Raw genomic sequence first — 25266 nt, 5'->3', positions numbered from 1 at the left:
GAAGGTCAGGCGACGACGGCGTGCTCGCCACCAAAGCGCTTTTCAATGTAGTTTTCGACGAGCTGATGAAACTCGTTGGCGATGTTGTCGCCGCGCAGTGTGAGTGCCTTTTCGCCGTCGATAAAAACGGGTGCGGCAGGTGCCTCGCCGTTGCCCGGCAAGCTGATGCCGATGTCCGCGTGCTTGCTTTCGCCGGGCCCATTGACGATGCAGCCCATCACCGCCACCTTCATGGTTTCGACGCCCGGGTACTTGGTGCGCCACACCGGCATCTGTGCGCGAAGGTAGTCGTCGATTTGCTTGGCGAGTTCCTGGAACGTGGTGCTGGTGGTGCGACCGCAACCGGGACACGCGGTCACGCTCGGCACGAACATGCGCAGGCCCAGCGCCTGCAGGATCTCGTTGGCGATCACGACTTCTTGGGTGCGTGCTTCGCCGGGTTGCGGCGTGAGCGACACGCGGATGGTGTCGCCGATGCCCTCTTGCAGCAGGATCGACAAGGCCGTAGCAGAAGCCACGGTGCCCTTGGTACCCATGCCTGCTTCGGTCAGGCCCAAATGCAGAGGATAGTCGCAACGCTTTGCCAGTTCGCGGTAGACCGATATCAGGTCTTGCACACCGCTGACCTTGCAGCTCAGTATGACCTGATTGCCGTCCATGCCCATCGATTCAGCGAGCTTGGCCGAATCGATGGCCGAAGTGATGAGTGCTTCGTACATGACCTGCTTCGCGTCCCAGGGCGCAGCACGCTGGCTGTTGATGTCCATCAAGCCCGACAGCAGCTCCTGGTCGAGGCTGCCCCAGTTCACGCCGATGCGCACTGGCTTGTTCCAGCGCATCGCGACATCGATCATCTGACCGAACTGGCGATCATGCTTGTCGCCCTTGCCAACGTTGCCGGGGTTGATGCGGTACTTGCTGAGCGCTTCGGCGCAGGCCGGATAGTCGGTGAGCAGACGGTGCCCGTTGTAGTGGAAGTCTCCGATCAACGGCACGTCGATGCCCATGCGGTCGAGCTGCTCGCGGATGTACGGAACCTGGGCCGCCGCCTCGGGCGTGTTTACCGTGATGCGGACCATCTCGGAGCCCGCGATCGCGAGTTCCTTGACTTGGATCGCGGTACCGATGGCATCGACCGTGTCGGTGTTGGTCATTGACTGCACGCGCACCGGTGCGTCGCCGCCAACCGTGACCGTGCGCGCGCCCCACGTCACCGTCGCCTGACGCGAACGCCGCGCCTTGGGCGCCGCTGACTCGATCGGAAAGCAATCGTTCATGATTTCACCTCGAAGCGTGCAACGCCGCCGCCCTTGGTCACAGGGCCCAAATCGAAAGCTTTGCCACGCACCTTCACATCGATGCCGGACGCGCGGCCGACGACGACGGTCAGCGGCAGACTGCCGGTGACCGAAACAGTCTCTCCGGTCTGCACGGTGCGGCGAAGCACCTGCTTGCCGTCGCCTTCAGTCACGGTCACCCAGGAGTCCGCGCGGGCGACGAAAACCAGGATGTCGCTGCCTGCAGCGACGGCTGCAGTCGTCGCGGTAGCACTGCCGACAGCACCGACTTGCGCTCCCGGGGACCCCACAGGGGCGGTGGTCGCAGGCGTCGCGGGCTGCACCGTCGCCGGCATGGCGGGCTCGACCACGGTGCCGGGTGCGCTTGCGGAGACGGGAGCCGATTCGGTCTCGGCGGGAGTTTCGGCCGCACTGCGCGACGTGATGCGCGCGAAGGCCGAGCTCACCTGGTCGAATGCGGACTGGGGAAGCCAGAACAACGCAGCGGCACCGATGAGCAAGAGCGCGACGACCGCAAGCAACGCGCCTGAAGGCAACAAATTCGAGCCTCGTCCCGATCGCGGCGCACCGGATCGGAAGCTACTGCTGATGGTGCGGTCGGCGTCGGCGAGCGCGGCGCGAGGCGAGCCGGGCATCTTCGCCAGTACCTTGACCGGATCGATCTTGAGCGCTCGCGCGACGCTGGCGGCAAGTGCGCGAGCGAAAGCCGGATCGGGCAAGGAGTCGATGTCATCGTCTTCGAGGGCCTGCAGCTTTTGCGCTGGCACCTTCAGCGCCGCAGCCACGACTTCGATGTGCAGGCCATGGGCTTCGCGCGCCTCGCGCAGCATGTCGCCAGCGCTCATGTTCGTGCTGTCGCCGACCACCAGCGGCGCCCCTTGCGAAGCGCCGAACTCACTGGCGCGTTCAATCATTGAAATTTCCGCGTTCGTACGCAATGGCCTCCCGCGACTGAGAGAAGCGGCGCTGCAACTGGCTGGCGAGTTGGCCCAGTGCTTCGCGATTATTCAGGCGGCGTTCGATCTTGATGCCGAGCCAGAGTGATTCGGCATTGGCGGACGGGCTGTTGTTGACGCGCCGGATGTAGAACTGGGCGCGTGTCATGTCGTCGCGCTGGAACAGCAAGGTGGCCAGATTGAACCCAATCACCGGGTTGCCGGGATCGATTTCATAAGCCTGCGTGAGGCTGCGCTCGGCATCGGCACGGTCGCCTGCCTTGATCTGGCACACGCCCTGCGTCATGAGCGTCTTGGCACGATCGGAGTAGCCCGGAATTGCCAGAGCCTGCCCAAACTGCTGCATGGCATCGCCGTTGCGGCCTTGCTGACACAGCAGCCAGCCGTAGTTGTGCAGCGTGTTTGGTTCGCGCGGATTGAGCGCGATGGCGCGGCGGAAGCTGTCTTCGGCCAGGCCGGCGTCGTCGAGCCGCATGTAGACAAGGCCGCGCAAGTTGTAGGCCTCCGAGTAGGTCGGGTCGGCTGTCAGGGATTGCTTGATTTCGTCGAGCGCCACCGTGGTCTGCCCGGCTTCGAAGTAGCCGATGGCGAGTTCAAGCCGCAGGCGGGCTCGCTTGCGGCCATTGCCTTCGTCGGAGTCGGTCAGCAACTGCGCGCCATTGCCGGCCGTGCTCGCCACCGCGCCGGTGCCCTTGTTGGCGCATCCGGCCAGCGCGATGCCGGTGACCAGGCAAAGAAGGAGGCGCGCCAACAGCGGTTGCGCGAACGAACGCGTCATCGAAAAAGCCATGCTCATCGCTTCAGTGCTCCTGAATGTTCGGTGTGTTCGAAGTCGTCGACATCTTCGCGGTGTTCGAACTGGGCCGCGCCTCGCGGACCGGGTGCAAAACGATGGTTCGGCCCGAGGTGGAAGCGGCACCACTCGCACGCCGTTCAGCCATGCGCTCGACAGCCCGCGTGCGGTCTTTGACATCGCCAGCCAGCTGTCCGCATGCCGCGTCGATGTCGTCACCGCGCGTCTTGCGGATGGTCGTCACCAGCCCGGCTGCACTCAGCGTCTTCGCAAAAGCCAGCACTCGGGCCTGCGGCGACCGCAGCAAACCAGACGCGGGAAACGGGTTGAAAGGAATCAAATTGAACTTGCACGAAATGCCGTGCTGGCGAACCAGCGCGACCAGTTGCTCGGCATGCTCGGGTTGGTCGTTGACGCCGTCGAGCATGCAGTACTCGAAGGTGATGAAGTCGCGCGGCGCGTGCGCCAAATAGCGCTTGCATGCTTCGAGCAATTCGACGATCGGGTACTTGCGGTTCAGCGGCACCAGGTCGTCGCGCAGTGCGTCGGTCGGCGCATGAAGCGACACCGCAAGCGCGACCGGACAGTCGGTACCGAGCCGGTCGATCATCGGCACCACGCCAGAGGTTGAGACGGTGACACGGCGACGAGACAAGCCGTAGGCGTTGTCGTCAAGCATCGTGCGAAGGGCCGGAACCAGCGCGGTGTAGTTCTGCAACGGCTCGCCCATGCCCATCATCACGACGTTCGAGATGACACGGCCTTCCTGGCCCGGATCGCGCTTCAAATGTTTGCGCAAAAAATGCTCGGCAAACCAAAGCTGCGCAACGACTTCGCCGGTCGTCAGATTGCGGCTGAAGCCTTGGTGGCCGGTCGAACAAAAGCGGCAGCCGACGGCGCACCCCGCCTGGGATGACACACACAAAGTGCCGCGATCGTCTTCGGGAATGAACACCGCCTCGACCGCATTGCCGTCGCCCACGTCGAACAGCCACTTGATGGTGCCGTCAGCGGACTCGTGCTGCGTGGTGACCGGGAGCGCTTCGATGCGCGCGGTGGTCGCCAGCTTTTCGCGCAGCGACTTCGCGAGATCGGTCATCTGCGAAAAGTCGCTGGCGCCGCGCTGATGGATCCAGCGGAAAAGCTGGGTCGCGCGGAAACGTTTTTCACCCAGCCGCTCGCAGAACGCGGCCAACCCCTCCAGATCGAACTCGAGAAGGTTGGCCGTCGTCATTGCGTCAGTCGGGCGGGCACCTCAACGTGCGTAGACGTTGAGGCCGGCGAAGAAGAAAGCGATTTCGTTCTTAGCGGTTTCAGGTGCGTCGGAGCCGTGCACTGCATTGGCATCGATGCTGTCGGCGAAGTCGGCGCGGATGGTGCCGGCAGCTGCCTTCTTGGGATCGGTCGCGCCCATCAGGTCGCGGTTCTTGGCAATGGCGTCTTCGCCTTCGAGCGCTTGCACGAACACCGGGCCGGAAATCATGAATTCAACCAAGTCCTTGAAGAACGGGCGTGCGCTGTGCACGGCATAGAACTGCTCGGCTTCATTGCGCGACAGATGCACGAGCTTCGCAGCGACGACCTTGAGGCCGGCGGCTTCGAAGCGAGAAACGATCTTGCCGATGACGTTCTTGGCGACGGCGTCAGGCTTGATGATGGAGAGAGTGCGTTCGATGGCCATTTTGAGATGCTTCCTGCTTGATTTTGAGACGATTCGTCAGCGCCGCACCCAATCGGTCGCCGCCATGACAAAGCCTCTGATTTTAACCGGCCGGGCCGAACGACCCATGACCGATCCATGAAAAACCGCGGGGCGGCGGTGCTTTCAGCGACCGCGACGGCGACCCCCGCCGCCGCCTGCATTGCCGCCACCACCACCACCGCCATAGCCGCCACCCGATCCACCGCCGCGCCGCGGCGCCTGGCGTTGCTCCTTGCGCTGCCTTGAAAAGCTGTCGGCGCCGATGTAGCCGACCGACGTCTTCATCGGATCGGGCTGATTGGCACCGCTCGGCGGACGGTCTTCGCCCTTGAAGCCGGGCTGACTGCCGCCGCGGTTGTTTCCACCGCCGCCGCCCTGGCCACCACGGCGAGGACCGCCGGGCGGGCCGCCATTTCCGCCACCACCGCCTCCGCCACCACCGCCTCGATTAGCGCCGCGTCCGCGGTCGCCACGCGGCGCTTGCCCGTCGCCGAGCGGACTAGGGATCGGGGCTTCACGCGAGTCGTCGCGCGGACCGCCGGCGTTGCGATCATTTCGGTTGCCGCGACGGTTCTTGTTCCGGTTGTTGCGACCGCCACCTTCAGGGCCCGGACCACGCGGACCTTGACCCTGTCCTTGCCCGAAGCCGGGCCGTGGCGCGCGCTCGGCACCGCCGGCACCCCCGCCTGCGGCGTCGAACAGCGAGCGAATATCTTTCTCGTCGAGCTCCATCCACGCGCCCCGCTTCAGGCCGCGCGGCAGCAGCATGGCGCCGTAACGAATGCGGATCAATCGGCTGACCGCGTGGCCGACAGATTCGAACAGCCGACGCACTTCCCGGTTGCGGCCTTCTGAAATCGTGACGCGGTACCAAAGGTTGGAGCCTTCGCCGCCGCCGTCTTCGATGCTGCCGAACTGCGCCATGCCGTCGTCCAACCGCACGCCTTCGAGCAGCTTTTGACGCTCTTCCTTGTTGATCGCGCCGAGCACGCGCACCGCGTACTCGCGCTCCAGGCCAAAGCGCGGATGCATCAACTGATTCGCCAGTTCGCCAGAACTCGTGAAAAGCAACAGACCTTCGGTATTCAGATCGAGCCGCCCGACCGACTGCCACTTGCCTTGTTGCAGACGCGGCAGCTTGCGGAACACCGTCGGACGGTTTTGTGGATCGTCGTGCGTCACCACTTCACCGATCGGCTTGTGATACGCGATGACGCGCGCCGGCGGTGGCGCGATGCGATAGCGAATCGGCTTGCCGTTGATCTTGACCTGATCGCCGTGCTGAATACGCTGGCCGATATGCGCGGGCTCGGCGTTGACAGAGATCCGACCCTGCAGGATCAGCGCTTCCATCTCAAGACGCGAACCGAGGCCAGCCTGGGCCAACACCTTGTGCAGCTTGGGGGAGTCGGCTTCGGGCAGCAGCACGCGCTTGAGCGCCGGCACCTCGGGGCTGTCTTCGTCGGCGTCGAACTGGCCTGAGACGACGTCGGCAAAGCGGATCGGCTGCGGCGGCGGTGCATTGCGCTGCTCCCGGTCAGCAGCCTTGCGGGCGCGATCGAGGTCGTCGTCTTCATCGTCGTCCTCGTCTTCTTCTTCGTCGTCGTCCTGATCGAAGTCCTCGTTGCGCGCGGGGGGCTCGGGCTGGCCGACGGCTGGCCCGGCGGTTACAGCGGCCACGATTGCGGGCGGCGCTGCGGCGTCCGAGGCCATGTCCGCAACAGACGGCAAGGCGTCCGACTGTGACGGCCCGATTTTCGCCGGGGTCTCGTCTGCGATCGGCTCCGCCGACTCCACGGCCTTCGGCCGACGCGGACGGCGTTTCTTCGGCGGTGGATCGGCCTGATCAATGTCAGCAAGCACAGCGGGCTTCGCGCCCACTTCGTCTTCAGCGGCAGGACCGGCCGGCAGCATCGCCGCGTCGTCGGAGTCGGAGGGGCTCATGGTGCAGTTCCGGAAGGGGCAGCGGTGGTGTCGACAGGCTCGGCTGCGGCATCGACGGGGGGGATGGTTGAGACGTGTGCTTCGGCTTCGACGGCAACTTCAACTGCGACTTCTGCAGCCGGCTCGTCCATCGGCAACGAGGCCTGGTCGGACTCGCCGAGTTGCTCCAGCGCATCGACCAAAGAGCCTTGCTGCATCGGCGAGCCGATCACCGGCAACTGATCGAGCGACTCGAGCCCGAGGTCGTCGAGAAACTGGCGCGTGGTGGCAAAGAGCGCCGGGCGCCCGACTGTTTCGCGATGCCCGATCACCTCGACCCAGTTGCGGTCTTCGAGCTGCTTCAGGATCAGCGAGTTGATGGTGACGCCGCGGATGTCTTCCATGTCGCCGCGCGTGACAGGCTGGCGGTAGGCAATGATGGCCAGGGTTTCGAGTACGGCACGCGTGTAGCGTGGCGGCTTCTCGGGATGCAACCGGTCGAGGTGGTCGCGCATCTCCGGCCGGCTCTGAAAGCGCCAGCCGGAGCCGACGCTTACGAGCTCCAGGCCGCGTTGCGCCCAGTCTTCCTGCAATTCGACGAGCAGCGTCTTGATGGTGTCGGCACCGAGTTCGTCGCCGAACAGCACGCGAAGGTCGCGAACCGGCAGCGGCTGGGCCGAACAGATCAATGCGGTTTCGAGAATGCGCTTGGCATCCGCCGTATTCATGGTTCGCGTTATCCGGGAAAAGGCGCTTTGGGGGCGCTTCGTTTCATTGGGATGGAAAGTGGCGCTGCCGGCACGCGGGCGTTGGCAGCGCAGGGCCGGATCATTGCCCGGCGAGGCCCTGAGGGCCGTCAAGCTCGATTGTAGTCCAGCCCCCAGGCTAGCAAGCCTGCGGCCAGATCGGCCGGCACCGGCGCATTGAACGACATCGGCTCCTGTGTCATCGGGTGCACGAAAGCCAGCCGGAACGCATGCAATGCCTGCCGCGAAAGCCCCGCTGCTGCCGCGCCGCCATACAGCGTGTCGCCCACCAGCGGATGCCCAAGAGACGCCATGTGCACGCGGATCTGATGTGTGCGGCCGGTTTCCAGCGTGCAACGCACGCTGCAGCCATGCGCATTGCTGTCGAGCCGCTCGACCAGCGTGCGCGCCGCCTTGCCTGGATGCCGTTCCAGATCGACGATGGCCATCCGGAGACGGTTGCGCGGGTCGCGGCCGATCGGCGCATCGACCTGCCGCGCCGCACCGCCTTCCCACGGCTTGTGCCCCATCGCGAGGTACTGGCGCTTGACCTCACGCGCGGCGATCAGCTCGACCAGCGCATCCATCGTGGCGCGCGTACGAGCGACCATCATCAGGCCGCTCGTGTCCTTGTCGAGCCGGTGCACGATGCCGGCTCGCGGCAGCAGAACCGCTTTGGGATCGAGCGCCAGCAAGCCGTTCAAGAGGGTGCCGCTCCAGTTGCCTGGCGCCGGATGCACCACCAAACCAGCGGGCTTGTTGATGACGCGCAGATGCTCGTCTTCGAACACGACGTCGATCGCCATCGCCTCGGGTCGAAAGGCCTGGCTCTGCGGTGTCGGTCGCAACTCGATCTGGCCGGCCTGGCCCGCGCGGACCGTCGTCGACGTCTTGGTCACCGTCCGCCCTTGCAGGGTCACCAGTCCGCCGTTGATCATTTGCTGTAAGTAGCTGCGCGAGAACTCGGGCACCAGCGTTGCCAAAGCTCGATCGAGCCGCTGCCCGTGCTCGTCGACGCCGATCGTGAAGGCACGCAATTCGCTCGCTTCGGCGATGTCAGCCAGGTCGCCTGGCTCGCTCGGGTCGCCGCCCTCCTCTGACGCCGATGCGCTAGGGAGATTGACGAAGGGGTCGGTCGATATAATTGAAGGCAACTGTTTCACGAAAGCCGTATGTGATGTTTCGCGCCAAATTATCGATGGTCCCCGCGTGGCTCGCGCTTTGCGCCGCAGCGTGGCTTGTCGCCGGCTGCTCGTCCACCAAAGAAGACAAGACCGCCAACTGGAGCCCGAACAAGATTTACTCAGAAGCCAAGGACGAGGCCGATGGCGGCTCGTACGACAAGGCCATCCCGTTGTACGAAAAGCTCGAGGGCCGCGCCGCGGGCACCCCGCTAGCGCAGCAAGCAGAACTGGACAAGGCCTACGCGCAATACAAGTCCGGCGAAAGGCCGGCAGCCATCGCCACCGTCGATCGCTTCATCAAGCTCCATCCGGCAAGCCCCGCACTCGACTACGCGTTCTACCTCAAGGGCGTGATCAACTTCAACGACGACCTCGGCCTGTTCTCTTTTGCAACCCGTCAAGACTTGTCCGAGCGCGACCAGAAGGCCGCCAAGGAATCGTTCCAGGCCTTCAAGGAACTGGTAACGCGCTTCCCGGCATCGCGCTATACGCCCGACGCCCGCCAGCGCATGAATTACATCGTGAATTCGCTCGCGCAATACGAAGTTCACGTAGCCCGCTACTACTACCAGCGCGGTGCCTACCTGGCCGCCATCAACCGTGCACAGCTGGCACTGGCTGACTACCGCGAGGTGCCGGCGCTTGAAGAGGCGCTCTACATCATGGTGAAGTCGTACGAGGCCCTCGGCATGAAGGAACTGCGCGACGACGCGCAACGCGTGCTGGCCACCAATTATCCGAAGAGCGAGTTCATGGCGACGGGGTTCCGGAAGAACGACGACCCGTGGTGGAAGGTCTGGTAACCCGGATCGACTGGATCGAGACCAACTGCCGCCGGCCTGTCGGTACCGATACGCTGAATCCCTAGGCTCGGAGTTCGGATAACGCCGCATCGAACTCTTCAGCGCTTTCGATACGCCGCATCGGCGGCAGCGCGGCAACAAGGCGGCGACCGTAGCCCATGGTGGCGAGACGGGCATCGCAGATCACCAGCACGCCGCGATCGGATTCGCGCCGGATCAACCGACCGGCACCCTGTTTGAGCGCCACGGCCGCCTCGGGCAATGAATAGTCGCCGAATGCGTTGCGACCCTGGGCCTCGAGCCGTTGCGAGCGGGCTTCGACCAGTGGATCGTTCGGCGGCGGAAACGGCAGCTTGTCGATCACGACCAGCTGCAGTACATCACCCGGTGCATCGAAACCCTCCCAGAATGACGCCGACGCGACCAGCACGCAGCCTGCGCGACCGACACCGGCGCCTTCCCTGAAGCGCTCCATCAGCACGCGCTTGGGCAACTCGCCTTGCGCCAACACTTCGGGACGGATCGACGGATCGATTGGCTCAAGTGCGAGCCGCAGCGTGTCGGCGATGGTTCGCAGTGCGCGCAAGGTCGTCGTCAGTACCAACGTTCTTCCGCCCAGCGCCGCCGCACCGCGGGCTGCGAGTCGGGCCACTTCGGTACCGTGCGCCGGATCGGCCGGCTTCGGAAAAGTGCGCGGCACGTAGAGAGCTGCCTGACGCGCGTAGTCGAACGGACTTTGAACGCGCAACACTTCGGCGGACTCCAGACCGCACGGCTCGGTGAACCAGCGCAGCTTGGGGTCGTCGCCCAGAGTGGCCGAAGTAAAGACCCAGGCACGGCCTCGTTCGCCGCCCTCCTTAGGCTTGGCGGCGCCAGCCGTATCCACAGCACAGGATCCATCCATTGCTTCGTCGGCTTCTCGGGCGCTAACCTGCTCGATCTTCAGAACCCGTCCACGCATGGCCTCGGCGATATCGAGTGGCGACTCGACCAGTCGCAGCTGTGTGCCGACATCCAGCCAGCGCACGGAGTCGGTCGCACAGGGCGTCGCGAAGCGTGCAGCGCGCTCGGCAAGCTGCCCGGCGCGGTCATGCAAGCGGACGAAGTCGGGGGCGATTTCGCTGACCGTGGCCAAGTTCTCGGCAGCATCTTCAAATGCGTGCTGCAGCATGTCGAGCGCGGCCTGCCACCCTTCGGCTGGCACGGTGTCTGGCGACGGACCCGCCCAGCGCAATTTGGTCCCTGGCCATTGCTTTCCGACCACCAGCCTAAGCTCGCGCGCTGCGCGCTCCAGTGCTGCGGCGAGTTGATGCCAGTCAACCAAACCGCGTGCATGTTGCAGCCCGGCAGCCAGCAGGTCACGCGAGAAGTCGAGTGCCTGCCCGCTGCCAAGCTGCGCGCCCAGGAACTGAACGCCGATTTCGTTGAGTTGATGCGCCTCGTCGAACACCACCACCCGCACGCTCGGCAGTAGCTCGGCCATGCCGGATTCGCGCACCGCGAGATCGGCAAAAAAGAGATGGTGGTTGATGACGACCACGTCGGCTGCAAGCGCCTCGCGCCTCGCCAGGTTCACATGGCACGGTTTGAATTGCGGGCACTGCGCCCCGAGGCAGTTCTCGCGCGTCGACGTCACCAATGGAATAAGCGGCGAACGTTCGTCGAGACCCGGTAGCTCGGCAAGATCACCGGTGCGCGTCGACTTGGACCACTGCTCGATCTTTGCCAGCGTGCGCACGGTGCCGCGCTCGGGCAGCGATGCGTCATGCCGCGCCAGATCGAGCCGGTGCAGGCACACGTAGCTGCCGCGCCCTTTAAGAAGAGCCGTGCGAACGGGCAGGCCGAGCGCTTCAACCAGTCGCGGCAGATCGCGGCCGAACAACTGGTCTTGCAACGTCTTGGTGGCGGTCGACAGCAGCACACGCTCACCGCTCAGCAGTGCCGGTACGAGGTAAGAAAAGGTCTTGCCGACACCGGTGCCCGCCTCGACGACCAGCACGCCGCCATGCTCGATAGTGCGGGCAACGGCGAGCGCCATCTGCGTTTGTCCGTCGCGTTCGCGAAACTGTTCGGCGGCACGCGACAACACACCGTCATGCGCGAACGCGTCGCGCACCTCCGACTCGAGTGCGCCCATCAGGCAGGCTCTTGTGGCGCGATGTCCCGAGCGACGCGGTCGATCCTGTCGCGCAATGCAAGCCGACGCTTCTTCAGTCGACGCAGCAACAGGTCGTCCTGCGGCGGCGCCACCTCGACGAGGCGATCGATGGTGGCGTCAAGATCGGCGTGCTCGATGCGCAGGTCGATCAGCTGGCGAGAAAGGGAGTGAAGATTGGTGTCCAACGGAGTAAATGCGGACCGGGTCAGGCGGGCTCCAGCGGCCGCGGTGCATGATCGCCCGATAATACGTCCACACATCTCCTCTGCACCCATGATTCGAGGTTTCCGACTCGCTGCCGCCACCGGTCTCCACAAGGGAGACCGGCCGTATCAACAAGACCAGGTTTTGATGCTGTCGCACGCCCGTACGCCGGGTTGCGTGCTGGGAGTCATCGCCGATGGCATGGGCGGTCGCAGCGGCGGCCGCAAGGCATCCGACCAGGTGATGATGACGGCGCGCCAGCTCTTTGCGCGCTACCGTCCGGAGCACGACGAACCCGGCAACATCCTGCGACGCCTGCTCGACGACGCGCACACGGTCATCAAGCTGACAGCGCTGTCAAGTGAGCAGGAACCTCACAGCACAGTGGCCGCGTTCTTGATGAACCCGCACGGCGACTGTGCCTGGATTCATGCGGGCGATTCGCGCATCTATCATTTCCAGCGCGGCCGGCTTATCAAGCGCACGCGGGATCACTCGTATGTTCAGGTGCTGATCGACCGTGGCGAGATCACCGAGCAAGAAGCCAACATTCACCCTCAGGGCAACATCCTGCTCGGCTGCCTCGGCATGACGGCCACGCCGCCGCCGATCGAAACCCATTTCATTCCGCAACTGCAACCCGGCGACGTGCTGATGGCCTGCAGCGACGGCTTGTGGCACTACTTCACCCCGGAAGAAATGGGTGCGGTGCTGTCGGAGCAGTCGCCGCGCGAAGCGGTCGAACTGCTGGTAAACGAAGCCCGCAAGCGGGCGCGTGGCACAGGCGACAACCTGTCGCTGGCGGTACTCAAGCTCGAGCCTCTGCCAAAGTAATCACCGGGCCGGCTGCGGTGCGGCCAAGGTGGCGCGCCCGCCTCGGGCTTGTGACGATCAGGGCGGCGGCGGCAGCGATGCCGAGCGCGGCTTGGTACGGTCGGCATTGCGCTTCTCGACCTCGGCACGGTGTGCCTCGGCCTTCCTTGCCTTGTCGTCGAACTGCTGCTGTTCGACCGGCGCCTGCGCACGCGACTTGGCAGTCTTCGCCAGATGCTCGGCGTTCGCTTTTTGCCTGTTCTCGAATTGCTCGCGCTTGGCGGCTTCGCCCGCAACGGCAGCCTCGCGACCGGTTGTGTGATCGGCCGCCCGTTGCTCGCGGTCAGCCTGTGACTTGAGTGCTTTGTCGCGTTGCTCAGCGGCCTCTTGCGCGCGCTGCGGTGCAGACTTGTCGTCGAGTCGGTCAAGGGCAGCGGCACCGCGACGCTTGCGCTCGGCATCGTTGATGATCGCTTCTTGCCGCTTGATGTTGTCCAGAGCAGCGCGCTTGCCCCTGCGACTGTCTTCGAGACAACTCTCGACCGCGAACTTCTTGAAGCAGGCAAACCGCTCCTCCTCGAACTTCTTGTCGACAGCGGCGCGCTCAGCAGTGAGTCGTGAGCGCTCTGCCGCCATGTCGGTGTTGCCGGCCGTCGCGACCGACTGCGCACAAAGCGGCGAAGACGCAACCGCGGCAGCCGCCATCAAAAGCGAAGTGAACATCTTCTTCATGTGAGCCCGGTATCGACATTGCGCCGCTCGAGCGCTAAAAATTCGGCCGACTGCATCTCGTTGAGCCGCGAGACCGTGCGAGGAAACTCGTGCGCCAGCGGGCCTTCGGTGTACAACGCCTCGGGCGCGACCTGTGCCGACATGATGAGCTTGACCCGTCGATCGTAGAACACGTCGACCAGCCAGGTGAAACGACGTGCCTCAGAGGCTCGGCTCACCGACATCTGCGGCACGTCCGACAGCAGCACCGTATGGAACTGCGCTGCGATCTCAAGGTAGTCGTTTTGCGAGCGCGGTCCGCCGCACAACGTCTTGAAGTCGAACCACACCACGCCGCCGGCGCGCCGCCTCGCATGGATTTCGCGCGACTCGATGTGGAGCACCGGGTTGTCGTCGGGCGTTTCCGCCAACCGATTGAAAGCGTCCCGCATTTCCTGATCGGCGGCAGCCCCGTTGGGCGTGAGGTACATGCGCAACTGGTGCAGGGTGCGGGTCCGGTAGTCGGTGCCGTTGTCGACACCGATGACTTCCAGCTGCTCCTTCAACAATTCGATGGCCGGAAGAATTCGATCGCGGTGCAAGCCGTTCGGGTACAGGTCGTCCGGCTTGAAATTGGAAGTCGTGACAAAGCCGACGCCGTTATTGAACAGCGCGGCGAGCAGCCGATGCAGGATCATGGCGTCGGTGATGTCCGCCACATGGAACTCGTCGAAACAGATCAGCTTGTAGCGCTTGGACATGCGCAGGCCGAGCTCGTCCAGCGGATTGACCGTGCCCTGCAGGTCGGCCAACTCACGGTGCACTTCGCGCATGAACTCGTGAAAGTGCAGGCGCGTCTTGCGCCGCAGCGGCACGGCGTTGAAGAACAGGTCCATCAAGAACGACTTGCCGCGACCGACGCCGCCGTACATGTAGACGCCGCGCGGAATCTCCGGCCGGTTGATGAACTTCTTGAGCGCGTTCGAGCGTTGCGCCTTGTAATCGGCCCACTCGTTGACGCAGCGATCCAGCGCCTCCACGGCACGCAATTGCGCCGGGTCGCTATGGAAGCCCCGCTTTGCGAGCTCCGCCTCGTAAGCCTGCTTGACGCTCAAGAGATCAGAAGTTGAGCGTGCGTTTTTCGACCGCCAGCGCCGCTTCCTTCGTGGCTTCCGACAGCGACGGATGCGCGTGGCAGATGCGCGCGATGTCTTCGCTGCTCGCCTTGAACTCCATCGCGACAACGGCTTCGGAGATCAGCTCGCTGACTTGCGGGCCCACCATGTGCACGCCGAGGATCTCGTCGGTGGTCGCATCCGCAAGGAACTTGACCATGCCGGTGGTGTCGCCCAGCGCACGTGCGCGGCCGTTCGCCAGGAACGGGAAGGTACCGGCCTTGTAGGCTCGGCCTTCGGCCTTGAGCTGTTGCTCGGTCTGCCCGACCCAGGCAATTTCCGGATGTGTGTAGATAACCCATGGAACGGTATTGAAGTTGACGTGCCCATGCTGGCCGGCAATGCGCTCGGCCACGGCCACGCCCTCTTCTTCGGCCTTGTGCGCCAGCATCGGGCCGCGCACCACGTCGCCGACCGCCCAGACGTTCGGCAGGTTGGTCTTGCACTCGTCGTCGACCACCACCGCACCGCGCTCGTCGAGCTTGAGGCCGACCGCTTCGGGGTTGAGGCCGATGGTGTTGGCGACGCGGCCGATCGAAATGATCAGCTTGTCGACGTCGAGCGTCTGCGCTTCGCCCTTGGCGTTGGTCCATGCGATGGAAACGCCTTTCTTGCCAGTCTTGATCTCACCGACCTTGACGCCGAGTTCGATTTTCAGGCCCTGCTTGTCGAACGCCTTTTTCGCTTCCTTGGCGATCTGCTCGTCGACCGCGCCGAGGAAAGTCGGCAGGCCTTCCAGCACCGTGACGTCGGCACCCAGGCGGCGCCAGACGGAACCCATCTCCAGACCGATCACGCCGGCACCGATCAGCGCCAACTTCTTCGGCACCGCGCCGACACGCAAGGCGCCGTCGTTCGACAAGATGTTCTCTTCGTCGAACGGCGCACCCGGCAAAGCACGGGCATTGGAGCCCGTCGCCACGATGATGTGCTTGCCGCTGATGGCTTCTTCGCCTGCTGCGCCGACGACCTTGAGCTCGTAGCCGGTTTCATCGGTCTTGACGAACGACGCGCGACCATGGAACGAGGTGATCTTGTTCTTCTTGAACAGGTACGTGATGCCGTCGTTGTTCTGCTTCACGACGTGGTCCTTGCGGGCCATCATCTTGCCGATATCGAGCGAGAGGCCCGACACGTTGATGCCATGGTCGGCAAAGGTGTGGCCGGCCTGCTCGTAGTGCTCCGACGACTGCAGCAGCGCCTTGGAAGGAATGCAGCCGACGTTGGTGCAGGTACCGCCCAGCGCCGGGCCACCCTTTGCGTTTTTCCACTCGTCGACGCAGGCGACGTTGAATCCGAGTTGGGCCGCACGAATCGCGGCGATATAGCCGCCGGGGCCGCCACCGACCACGATCACGTCGAACTGTTTGTTTGCCATCTGTGTCTTCGCCTCAGATGTCGAACAAGAGGCGCGATGGATCTTCCAGCGCTTCCTTCATGGCGACCAGGCCCAGCACGGCTTCACGGCCGTCGATGATGCGGTGGTCGTAGCTCATGGCGAGGTAGTTCATCGGACGGATCACGATCTGCCCGTTCTCGACCACCGCGCGGTCCTTGGTGGCGTGTACGCCCAGGATGGCCGACTGCGGCGGGTTGATGATGGGCGTCGACAGCATGGAACCGAAGGTGCCGCCGTTGCTGATCGAGAAGGTGCCACCGGTCATTTCTTCGATGCCCAGCTTGCCGTCCTTGGCCTTCTGACCGTACTCGGCGATCTTCTTCTCGATGTCCGCAAAGCTCATCTGGTCGGCGTTGCGCAAGATCGGCACCACCAGACCGCGCGGTGAACCGACGGCGATGCCGATGTCGAAGTAGCCGTGGTAGAGGATGTCGTTGCCGTCGACCGACGCGTTGATGACCGGGTACTTCTTGAGCGCGTGCACTGCCGCCTTCACGAAGAAGCTCATGAAGCCGATCTTGACGCCGTGCTCCTTGCTGAATGCATCCTGGAACTTCTTGCGCATCTCCATGACCGGGGCCATGTTGACTTCGTTGAAGGTCGTCAGGATGGCGTTGGTCGATTGCGATTGCAGCAAGCGCTCGGCGATGCGGGCGCGCAGGCGGCTCATCGGCACGCGCTGCTCCGGGCGGTCGCCCAGGTCAGGAGCGGCGGTCGGCGATGCGACCTGCGTCAGCAACGGCTTGGCGGCGGGGGCCGGAGCGGCGGCGGGTGCCGGCGCCTTGGCTGCGGTGGTGCCCGAGGCGACGGCGCCGAGCACGTCGCCCTTGGTCACGCGGCCGTCCTTGCCGGAACCGGCCACGTCGCTGGTCTTCAGGTTGTTGTCGGCCAGCAACTTTGCTGCGGCTGGCATGGCGACATCGGACTTCGAGCCGCCCATCACCGCGGCTGCAGCAGCGGCAGGCGCCGGTGCAGCAACCGCCGGAGCGGGCGCGGCCTCAGGCGCAGCGGCCGCGGCGCCTGCCTTGCCTTCTGTGTCGATCCGCGCGATCAATTGCTCTGCGAGGACCGTGGCGCCATCGGGTTGCAAGATTTCCACCAGCACGCCCGCCGACGGCGCCGGCACTTCGAGCACGACCTTGTCGGTCTCGATCTCGATCAGGATTTCATCGACGGCAACGGCATCACCGGCTTTTTTCTTCCAGGTGAGCATGGTGGCTTCAGACACCGATTCGGACAGCTGGGGGACTTTGACTTCTACGATGGACATTTTGAATTTTCGGTTCTAGTTATTTGGTCAGCACGAAGCCCTTGAGCTTGCCGAACGCGCCGTCGACCAGCGCTTTTTGTTGTTCCTGATGGAGGTGCGAGTAGCCGACCGCCGGCGATGCCGAAGCGGCACGACCGGAGTAGCCCAGCTTTTGCCCGTCGTGCATGTTCTCGTGGATGTAGTGCTGCACGAAGAACCATGCGCCCTGGTTTTGCGGCTCGTCCTGCGCCCACACCACGTCGACCAGGTTGGGGTACTTCTTCAGCTCGGTGCCGAAAGCCTTGTGCGGGAACGGATACAGCTGTTCGACGCGGATGATCGCGACGTCGTCAGCACCCCGCTCTTCGCGCTTCTTGGCCAAGTCGTAGTACACCTTGCCAGAACATGCGATCACGCGCTTGACCTTGTCGGCCTTGAGGTCGCGACTGTCGGGGATGACGGTCTGGAAAGCGCCCTTAGTGAACTCGGACAACGGCGAGGTCGCATCCTTGTTACGCAGCAGCGACTTGGGCGTCATGATGATCAGCGGCTTGCGCAGGTTGCGCACCATCTGACGACGCAGGATGTGGAAGATCTGGCTGGCTGTGGTGGGCTGCACCACCTGCATGTTGGTGTCGGCCGACAGCTGCATGAAGCGTTCGAGGCGCGCCGAACTGTGCTCCGGACCCTGGCCTTCATAGCCGTGCGGCAGCATCAGCGTGATGCCGTTGACGCGGCCCCACTTCACTTCGCCGGAAGCGATGAATTGGTCGATCACCACCTGGGCGCCATTGGCGAAGTCGCCGAACTGCGCTTCCCAGATCACGAAGGTGTTGGGGTCGTTCGACGCATAGCCGTACTCGAAAGCCAGCACGGCTTCTTCGGACAGGATCGAGTCGATCACGAGGAACGGGGCCTGGTTCTCGGTCACGTTCTGCAACGGCGTGTAGGTGCCGACGTCGAACTTTTCGCGGTTCTGGTCGTGCAACACGGCATGACGGTGCGTGAAGGTGCCGCGGCCCGAGTCTTCACCCGAAAGCCGAATCGGATAGCCGCTCGCCACGAGCGAAGCAAAGGCCATGTGCTCGCCCATGCCCCAGTCGACGTTCATGTCGCCGCGGCCCATGGCGGCACGGTCGTCCAGCACCTTCTTCACCAGCGGGTGCACGGTGAAGCCAGCCGGCACGGTCGTGATCTTCTCCGCAAGGCGCTTCCATTCCGAACTCGGAATGGCGGTGTCGCCGGCGTCGGTCCACTTCTTGTTGAGGTAAGGGCTCCAGTCGACGGCGTATTTGCTCTTGAAGTTGGTCAACACCGGGTCGACCGTGTTCTTGCCTTCGTCGAAAGCGGCGCGCTGCGCCTTCACCATGTCGTCGCCGAGGGTGGCGCCGAGCCCTTGCGCGGCGAGGCGGTCGGCGTACAGCTTCCGCGTTCCGGGATGCTGGGCGATCTTCTTGTACATCAGCGGCTGGGTGAGCGACGGCGTGTCCTGCTCGTTGTGGCCCAACTTGCGGAAGCAGATGATGTCGACCACGACGTCCTTCTGGAACTCCATGCGGAAGTCCAGCGCGAACTGGGTTGCCAGCACCACGGCTTCGGGGTCGTCGCCGTTCACGTGGAGCACGGGCGCTTCGATCATCTTGACGATGTCCGAGCAGTACAGCGTCGAACGGCTGTCGCGCGGATCGCTGGTGGTGAAACCGATCTGGTTGTTGATGACGATGTGCACCGTACCGCCGGTGTGATAGCCGCGCGTTTCGGCCAGCGCCAGCGTTTCCATCACGACACCCTGGCCGGCAAAGGCCGCGTCGCCGTGCACGATGATCGGCAGCACCTGCTTGCCGAGCGGATCGCCGCGACGGTCCATGCGGGCGCGCACCGAGCCTTCGACCACCGGGTTCACGATCTCGAGGTGCGACGGATTGAAGGCCAGGCTCAAATGCACCGGACCGCCAGGCGTGGTCACGTCCGAGCTGAAGCCCTGGTGGTATTTGACGTCGCCGCTGGTCAGTTCTTCAGGGGCGGTGTGGTCGAACTCCGCAAACAGGTCGGCCGGCATCTTGCCAAGCGAATTGACCAGCACGTTGAGGCGGCCACGGTGGGCCATGCCGATCACGATTTCCTGCACGCCCTGCACGCCGGCCTGGTTGATGAGTTCGTCCATCGACACGATGAAGCTTTCGCCGCCTTCCAGCGAAAAGCGCTTTTGACCGACGTACTTGGTGTGCAAGAAACGTTCGAGGCCTTCGGCCGCTGTGAGGCGATTCAGCACATGCTTCTTTTGCTCGACCGTCAGCTGCGGGTTGGTGCGCGCGCTCTCGAGCTTTTGCTGCCACCAGCGCTTGTGGTTCTGGTCGGTCGTGTACATGTACTCGGCGCCGATGGTGCCGCAGTACGTTTCACGCAAGGCGTTGAGCAGGTCGCGCAAAGACATGGTGTCTTTGCCGAAAAATGTGTTGCTGGTGTTGAAAACCGTTTCGAGGTCGGCGTCGGCAAAGCCGTAGAACGACGGTTCGAGTTCTGGAATGGCCGGGCGCTCCGTGCGCTTGAGCGGATCGAGGTCGGCCCAGCGTGCGCCGACGTTGCGGTACGCCGCGATGAGCTGCTGCACCGCTGTGCGCTTGCGACCGAGTTCGGAGTCGGCACCGCTGGCCTGCACCACGCGGGTCGTGCCCTGCTTGGCGCGTTCGGCAAAAGCGTTGACGACCGGGAGGTGCGCCACGTCTTTGGCGTTGCTGCCATCGGCTGCTGGCACGTGCTGCAAGGCGTCGAAATACGAACGCCAGTTGTCGGGCACGCTGCCTGGATTAGAGAGGTAGTTTTCGTACATCTCTTCGACATAGGGCGCATTGCCGCCGAAGAGATAGGTGTTGCCTTGATAGGCTTGGTATGCCGAGGGCGTCGAAGAATCGCTCATGATCCGCTGACCTTCGCTTCCCTGAAGGAAGCACTAGCTGGTTAAGAAACCTTCCGCGACACGGCTTGACCGATTGGCGGATGCGACTGTGGCTGGGGAAGGGCCTGAGTACCTTCTCATTGTGCCACTTCAACAATATGACACCCGTTGCGGACAACACAACCCTTCAGGGGCCGACAAGTTGCCCGATCTTCTGCAGAGTGACCGGATCGTCGATGGTGGTCAGGTCGCCCGGGTCGCGCCCTTCGCACACCGCCTGTATTGCGCGCCGCAGCAGCTTGCCGCTGCGCGTCTTGGGCAGGCCCGTCACGAAGCGGACGCGTGCCGGTCGCGCCAGCGCACCGAGCTGGTCGGCCACGCGCTTCATGATCTCGCCTTCAAGCTTCAGCGCGACGTCGGCATCGGTCACCGCGTCTCCTGCTTTCGGCACGACGAAAGCCATGGCAACCTGGCCCTTGAGTGCATCGGCGACGCCCACCACCGCCACTTCGGCAACGTTGGCGTGCCCCGAAATGCTTTCTTCGATCTCGCGTGTACCGAGCCGATGCCCGGCCACGTTGATCACGTCGTCGGTGCGACCGAGGATAAAGAAGTAGCCGTCGGCATCCCGAATGCCCCAGTCGAAGGTCGAATAAACCAGCTTGCCCGGCACGCTCTTCCAGTAGGTCTGCACGAAGCGCGCGTCGTCTTTCCAGATGGTCTGCATGAAGCCGGGCGGCGTCGGGCCTTCGATGACGACCACGCCCTTCTCGTTGGGCGCGGTGAGCTCTTCGCCGGTCGACTCGTGCAGGATCTTGACTTTGTAGCCATACATCGGCACGCCGGGGCTGCCGAACTTGCTCGGCTTGGCCTCGACGCCATTGGCGATCGTGATGATCGGCCAGCCCGATTCGGTCTGCCAGTAGTTGTCGATGATGGGCACGCCAAGGCCGTCGCTGATCCAGCGGGCCGTGGGCTCATCGAGCGGCTCGCCAGCCAGGAACAGCGCGCGCAGGCTGGAAAGGTCGTACTTTTTCAGCAGCGACGGGTCTTGCTTCTTGAGCACACGTACAGCGGTGGGCGCGCTGAACATCACCGTTACCTTGTACTTTTCCACCAGCCACCACCAGATGCCGCCGTCGGGCTGCTGGTCGATGCCCTGCGTGGGCAGGCCTTCGTACAGGATCGTCGCCATGCCGGCGATCAGCGGGCCGTAGACGATGTAGCTATGGCCGACGACCCAGCCGATGTCGCTGGTCGAGAAATACGTTTCGCCGGCACGGCCGTCGAAGATGTGCTTCATGCTGGCGGCCAGCGCCACGGCATAGCCGCCGGTGTCGCGCTGCACGCCCTTGGGTTTGCCGGTGGTGCCGCTGGTGTAGATGGTGTAGCTGATGTCGGTCGACGCCAGCCAGACGCACGGCACCACCGCATCTCGGCGCGAGGCCGCCATGTCGCTGTCCAGGTGATCACGCCCCGCGACAAGCTCCATCGGCGCCAAACCGCGGTCGGTCAGCAGCACGGCGGCCGGCTTGTACTTCGACAGGCGAATCGCTTCGTCGAGCAGTGGCTTGTACGGCACCACCTTGCTGCCACGCGAACCGGCGTCGGCGCTTATCACGACCTTCGGCTCGGCGTCCTCGATTCGCGTGGCCAGGGAACCACTTGCAAAGCCACCGAACACCACGCAATGGACGGCGCCGATGCGGGCGCAGGCCAGCATCGCGAATACCGCTTCCGGAATCATCGGCATGTAGATCAGGACGCGGTCGCCCTTGCCGGCGCCCAGCGCCATCAGGCTGGCGGCGGTGCGCTGCACTTCAGCGTGCAGCTGGTTGAAGCTGAAAGTCTTTTCGACGCCGGTTTCGGTAGAGACGAAGATCAATGCAGCCTGATCGCCACGCGTCGCCAGATGCCGATCGACCGCGTTGTGGCACAGGTTGGTCGTACCGCCGACGAACCAGTTGGCGAACGGTGGGTTGCTCGCATCGAGGATCTGCTTAGGCGGCGTCTGCCAGTCGATCAACTGGGCTTGCTCGGACCAGAAACCGTCAGGATCTTCGATGGAACGGGCGTGGAAATCCTCGTAGCGGCTCATCTGGTTTTGTCTCCTTCAAGTTCTGTATCGCAAGGCCGGCCTGGACAAAGCACTCGACTCGCGTTCCCGCAATCTGCAGAAATCGCCGGGACCTAGCGAATCAGTGCCTGCAAGTCGCGGAACGCAGGGTGCTCAGCCGTACGCAACCATTCGAATCCGACCATCTCCGTGGTGACGAGTTCTGCACCGGCACCGGCAAGGCGGTCGAACGCGGCATCGCGGTTGCGCTCGGTGCGCGAGCTGCAGGCATCGGTGACGACCCACACTTCGAACTCGTCTTCAAGCAAGTCGAGCGCTGTTTGCAGCAAGCAGACGTGCGCCTCACAACCGGCGATAACGATGGTGCCGCGCTCGTCGACCGGCGGTGCCGGCTTCTGCAGGTGTTTGGGCAGGCTGCGTGCGTTACCGCGTTGCGCCTGAGGTTGCGGCTCGGTCGGCCGCAACCAGTCGCCCAGCCCTTCTTCGACACCGCTGAAATGCATCTTGGCCAGTGTGCGCTGACACAACGCGCGGATGTCGGGCAGGTTCTCGCCGAGCTTCGACGGGTTCTGCTCGGTGCCCCAAACGGGGACCTCGACCAGTTGCGCCATTTTGCCGAGTCGAACGGCGTTCTTGGCGACCGCTTCCGACTCGAATATCGCCGGCATGAGTCGCGCCTGGTAATCGACCAGCACGAGTTGGGAAAGCGAGGCATCGAGCAGCATGGTCGGATCTTGTTGGAAGTGAAGCTAAACCGTACCACCGATCTGATCGCGCCGGTCCGCCACCCCGCACCGGGCAACCAGTTGCGCCACATAGGTTCTGAACAGCAGTTCCGCCGACTGTCGAAACATCCGGATGCGCCCGGTGTGCTGCATCAGCAGCAGGCCGACGCCTTGCGCAAAAAGAGCGGTGTTCTCCCGCAGTGCGCGCTTTGCATCGAGCCCCATTGCCAGCAACGCGTCTTCACAGGGGCGAAGGGCGTCGTAGAGGCGGTCGTTTAACTCGTGATCGAGCTCGCTGGTGAGGCCGCGCGGGCGCATGCCGTGCACCAAGTAGAAGCCCAGGTCCAGATCACGCGGGTTTGCGGCATAGAAATCGAACCAGGCCAGCGCCTTGGACAACAGCGTCTTCTCGGGTTTCGCTTTGAACACGCGCGCATCGGCGACAGCCGCTTGCAGCCGCGTCAACGACTCGTCGAGCAATGCGGCATACACCGCCTCCTTGCTCTCGAAGTACGAGTAGATAGCCCCGGGGGTGTAGCCGGCGCGCTTGGCGATCTCGCGAATGCTGGCGCCTTCAATGCCCGCTTCGGAGAACACCGAACGCGCAGCATCGAGCACCAGTGCCCGGCGTGCATCGGTGAGTGTTTGCTGACGCTGGAGCTTGGCATGCATGCTTCGAATATAGCGCCACCCTGCACACACCTCCATTTATTCGAGCAGTTGAACAAAGAATTGAACAGTGTTCAAATTCACGATCGAGAAAGTCTTTGAGCTTTCACAACCTTCAAGCAACTGGAGACACCATGAATGCTGCCCTTCCCGTCGCCAACCTGATGTCCGGCGACGAATATCGCGACTCGTTGCGGCGCTACAAGCCCACCGTATTCGTCGACGGACGCCGCGTCGAGAGCGTGGCCGACGAAGTCGCATTCCAGCCCGGCATCAATGCCATCGCGCTCACTTACGACTACGCGTTGAAGCCGCAGTACGAGTCGCTGATGACGGCCATTCAGCACTCCAGCGGCAAGCGAGTAAATCGCCTGTCGCACATCAACACCGGCTCGGGTGACCTGCTCAACAAGCTCGAAGCCGTGCGGCTCGTCTGCCAGGAAACCGGCTGCGCGCAGCGCTACCTCACGCACGATGCGCTGAACGCGATTGGCCAAGTGTCGGCCCGCATCGACGACGCGCGCGGTACGACCGAGAACACCGCCCGATTTACCGAGTATCTGCACCGCATCCAGGACCAGGACCTGACGCTTGGCGTGGCGATGACCGACGCCAAGGGCGACCGCAGCAAGCGCCCGCACGAACAATCGAACATCGACAGCTACCTGCACATCGTCGAGCGCAATGCGCTGCGCAACGGCGTGCGCGGCATCGTGATCTCGGGCACCAAGGCCATCGTGACCGGCGCGCCCTACGTGCACGAACTGCTGGTCATGCCATGCCGCAACATGAGCCGCGAAGACGCGGATTTCGCGGTGTGCTGCGCCGTGCCGCTCGACGCACCGGGCTTGACCATCGTGGCACGCCCGGCCGGTCGGCCAGGCGAAAAGCTCGAGCATGGCGATGCGCTGTTCAGCCGCAAATTCGGCCAGAGCACCGGCGTATGCATGTTCGACCGCGTCTTCGTGCCATGGGACAACGTGTTCTATGCCGGCGAGTGGGAGCACACCGGCCACCTGACCTACAGCTACGCCACCCACCACCGCCACAGCTGCATCGGTGCGCGCGCCGGCTTCGGCGATTTGCTGATCGGCGCCGGCGCGCTGATGTGCGAGGCCAACGGCTTCGACCCCGGCAAGGAAACGCACCTGCGCGAGCAGATGGTCGAACTCATCACCATCACCGAGAGCTTTTTTGCCTGCGGCGTGGCGGCCAGCGTCTACGGCAAGGCCGACGAGCACTGCGACATCTTCATGCCCGACCCGGTGTTCAGCAACATCGGCAAGCTGCTGCTGGCCACCAAGATCTACGACATGCACCGCATCGCGCACTACGTGAGCGGTGGACTGATCGTCACGCTGCCCGGACCTGACGAAGACCACAACCCGGAGACTGCGGCGCGCCTGTCGGAGGTGCTGCGCGCCAGTCCCGACGTGCCATACGAACAGCGCATCGAAACCGCACGCTTTATCGAAGACCTGACTGCCGGCTATCAAGGTGGTTGGTACAGCGTGATCAGCCTGCACGGCGGCGGCTCACCGGCCGCGATGAAGCAGGAGATCTATCGCAACTACCCCATCGGCTCCAAGGTCGAGCTGGTCGAGAGGTTGCTCGATCGCGGCGTAGCGCACGACCCGGACCGCGCCATCACGAAGAACCGGCAACCCGGCAAATGCTGCGACACCGGCTGCACGACGCCGGGACAAGCCGTCATGGTCGATCTGCCGGCACCGCGGTCAGTGCGACTGCCGCCGACGACGCCGTCCCCGGTCTAGGCAGCAACCG

At 63.8% G+C, this 25266-nt stretch carries 21 protein-coding genes; 3 read left to right on the top strand and 18 right to left on the bottom strand.

Features of this window, described 5'->3' with window-relative positions:
* Window positions 1-5: 5 nt before the first annotated feature.
* The 8 genes from ispG to QN413_RS09935 form a co-directional block, all read right to left on the bottom strand.
* A complete protein-coding gene (gene ispG, locus QN413_RS09970; RefSeq protein WP_323496445.1) occupies window positions 6-1277 on the bottom strand; it encodes a flavodoxin-dependent (E)-4-hydroxy-3-methylbut-2-enyl-diphosphate synthase in 1272 nt (423 codons plus the stop codon).
* A complete protein-coding gene (locus QN413_RS09965) occupies window positions 1274-2212 on the bottom strand; it encodes a helix-turn-helix domain-containing protein (RefSeq protein ID WP_323496444.1) in 939 nt (312 codons plus the stop codon). Before QN413_RS09965 ends, ispG begins: the two co-directional genes overlap by 4 nt.
* Window positions 2205-3050 (bottom strand): type IV pilus biogenesis/stability protein PilW, encoded by an 846-nt coding sequence (gene pilW / locus QN413_RS09960; RefSeq protein ID WP_323496442.1) that lies wholly within the window; start codon window positions 3048-3050, stop codon window positions 2205-2207. Before pilW ends, QN413_RS09965 begins: the two co-directional genes overlap by 8 nt.
* A 4-nt stretch (window positions 3051-3054) precedes the next feature.
* Window positions 3055-4281 (bottom strand): 23S rRNA (adenine(2503)-C(2))-methyltransferase RlmN, encoded by a 1227-nt coding sequence (gene rlmN / locus QN413_RS09955; protein ID WP_323496441.1) that lies wholly within the window; start codon window positions 4279-4281, stop codon window positions 3055-3057.
* A 21-nt stretch (window positions 4282-4302) separates the two neighbouring features.
* Window positions 4303-4728, bottom strand: a complete 426-nt coding sequence (gene ndk / locus QN413_RS09950) for a nucleoside-diphosphate kinase (RefSeq protein WP_187052455.1) — start codon at window positions 4726-4728, stop codon at window positions 4303-4305.
* Between the two features lie 144 nt (window positions 4729-4872).
* A complete protein-coding gene (locus QN413_RS09945; protein ID WP_323496439.1) occupies window positions 4873-6693 on the bottom strand; it encodes a pseudouridine synthase in 1821 nt (606 codons plus the stop codon).
* Complete coding sequence (scpB, locus tag QN413_RS09940) at window positions 6690-7400, bottom strand: SMC-Scp complex subunit ScpB (RefSeq protein WP_323496438.1); 711 nt, start codon at window positions 7398-7400, stop codon at window positions 6690-6692. Before scpB ends, QN413_RS09945 begins: the two co-directional genes overlap by 4 nt.
* A gap of 128 nt (window positions 7401-7528) precedes the next feature.
* Window positions 7529-8572 (bottom strand): RluA family pseudouridine synthase, encoded by a 1044-nt coding sequence (locus QN413_RS09935; protein ID WP_416352165.1) that lies wholly within the window; start codon window positions 8570-8572, stop codon window positions 7529-7531.
* A gap of 23 nt (window positions 8573-8595) precedes the next feature.
* Between QN413_RS09935 and QN413_RS09930 the strand changes: the two genes are divergently transcribed.
* Window positions 8596-9405, top strand: coding sequence for an outer membrane protein assembly factor BamD (locus QN413_RS09930; protein ID WP_187052458.1), 810 nt, complete (start codon window positions 8596-8598; stop codon window positions 9403-9405).
* A 61-nt stretch (window positions 9406-9466) separates the two neighbouring features.
* Here the strand turns inward: QN413_RS09930 and QN413_RS09925 are convergent, their stop codons facing one another.
* Together QN413_RS09925 and QN413_RS09920 are read right to left on the bottom strand one after the other, a co-directional pair.
* A complete protein-coding gene (locus tag QN413_RS09925) occupies window positions 9467-11542 on the bottom strand; it encodes an ATP-dependent DNA helicase (RefSeq protein ID WP_416352162.1) in 2076 nt (691 codons plus the stop codon).
* Entirely contained in the window at window positions 11542-11748 is a 207-nt protein-coding gene (locus QN413_RS09920) for a DUF465 domain-containing protein (protein WP_187052459.1), read from the bottom strand. The genes QN413_RS09925 and QN413_RS09920 overlap by 1 nt, the downstream gene beginning before the upstream one ends.
* A gap of 88 nt (window positions 11749-11836) precedes the next feature.
* Here QN413_RS09920 and QN413_RS09915 point away from each other — a divergent pair, with 88 nt between their 5' ends.
* Window positions 11837-12601: a PP2C family protein-serine/threonine phosphatase gene (locus tag QN413_RS09915; RefSeq protein ID WP_323496437.1), complete on the top strand. Its 765-nt coding sequence runs from the start codon at window positions 11837-11839 to the stop codon at window positions 12599-12601.
* Window positions 12602-12658: 57 nt separating this feature from the next.
* On the opposite strand, the gene QN413_RS09910 is transcribed toward QN413_RS09915, so the two are convergent.
* The 8 genes from QN413_RS09910 to QN413_RS09875 all read right to left on the bottom strand — a co-directional run bounded on the left by QN413_RS09910 (window position 12659) and on the right by QN413_RS09875 (window position 23484).
* A complete protein-coding gene (locus tag QN413_RS09910) occupies window positions 12659-13303 on the bottom strand; it encodes a hypothetical protein (protein ID WP_323496436.1) in 645 nt (214 codons plus the stop codon).
* 5 nt (window positions 13304-13308) lie between these two features.
* A complete protein-coding gene (gene zapE / locus QN413_RS09905) occupies window positions 13309-14406 on the bottom strand; it encodes a cell division protein ZapE (RefSeq protein WP_187052462.1) in 1098 nt (365 codons plus the stop codon).
* A 4-nt stretch (window positions 14407-14410) separates the two neighbouring features.
* Window positions 14411-15844, bottom strand: coding sequence for a dihydrolipoyl dehydrogenase (gene lpdA / locus QN413_RS09900; RefSeq protein ID WP_323496435.1), 1434 nt, complete (start codon window positions 15842-15844; stop codon window positions 14411-14413).
* Between the two features lie 13 nt (window positions 15845-15857).
* On the bottom strand, window positions 15858-17135 hold the full coding sequence (gene odhB, locus QN413_RS09895) for a 2-oxoglutarate dehydrogenase complex dihydrolipoyllysine-residue succinyltransferase (protein WP_323496434.1): 1278 nt from the start codon (window positions 17133-17135) through the stop codon (window positions 15858-15860).
* A 19-nt stretch (window positions 17136-17154) separates the two neighbouring features.
* On the bottom strand, window positions 17155-20031 hold the full coding sequence (locus QN413_RS09890) for a 2-oxoglutarate dehydrogenase E1 component (protein ID WP_323496433.1): 2877 nt from the start codon (window positions 20029-20031) through the stop codon (window positions 17155-17157).
* Between the two features lie 166 nt (window positions 20032-20197).
* Window positions 20198-22108: a propionate--CoA ligase gene (locus tag QN413_RS09885; RefSeq protein ID WP_323496432.1), complete on the bottom strand. Its 1911-nt coding sequence runs from the start codon at window positions 22106-22108 to the stop codon at window positions 20198-20200.
* 92 nt (window positions 22109-22200) lie between these two features.
* Window positions 22201-22812 (bottom strand): isochorismatase family protein, encoded by a 612-nt coding sequence (locus tag QN413_RS09880; protein ID WP_323496431.1) that lies wholly within the window; start codon window positions 22810-22812, stop codon window positions 22201-22203.
* 24 nt (window positions 22813-22836) lie between these two features.
* Window positions 22837-23484: a TetR/AcrR family transcriptional regulator gene (locus QN413_RS09875; protein WP_323496430.1), complete on the bottom strand. Its 648-nt coding sequence runs from the start codon at window positions 23482-23484 to the stop codon at window positions 22837-22839.
* A gap of 131 nt (window positions 23485-23615) precedes the next feature.
* Between QN413_RS09875 and QN413_RS09870 the strand changes: the two genes are divergently transcribed.
* Window positions 23616-25256 carry a 4-hydroxyphenylacetate 3-hydroxylase family protein gene (locus tag QN413_RS09870; protein WP_323496429.1) on the top strand — a complete coding sequence of 547 codons (1641 nt, stop codon included), beginning with the start codon at window positions 23616-23618 and terminating at the stop codon, window positions 25254-25256.
* Window positions 25257-25266 lie beyond the last annotated feature (10 nt).

This window comes from Variovorax sp. LG9.2, assembly GCF_035018885.1.
Lineage (GTDB): Bacteria > Pseudomonadota > Gammaproteobacteria > Burkholderiales > Burkholderiaceae_C > Variovorax.
Note: the sequence above shows the minus strand (reverse complement) of the source record. Positions and strands in the feature narration are given on the sequence as shown.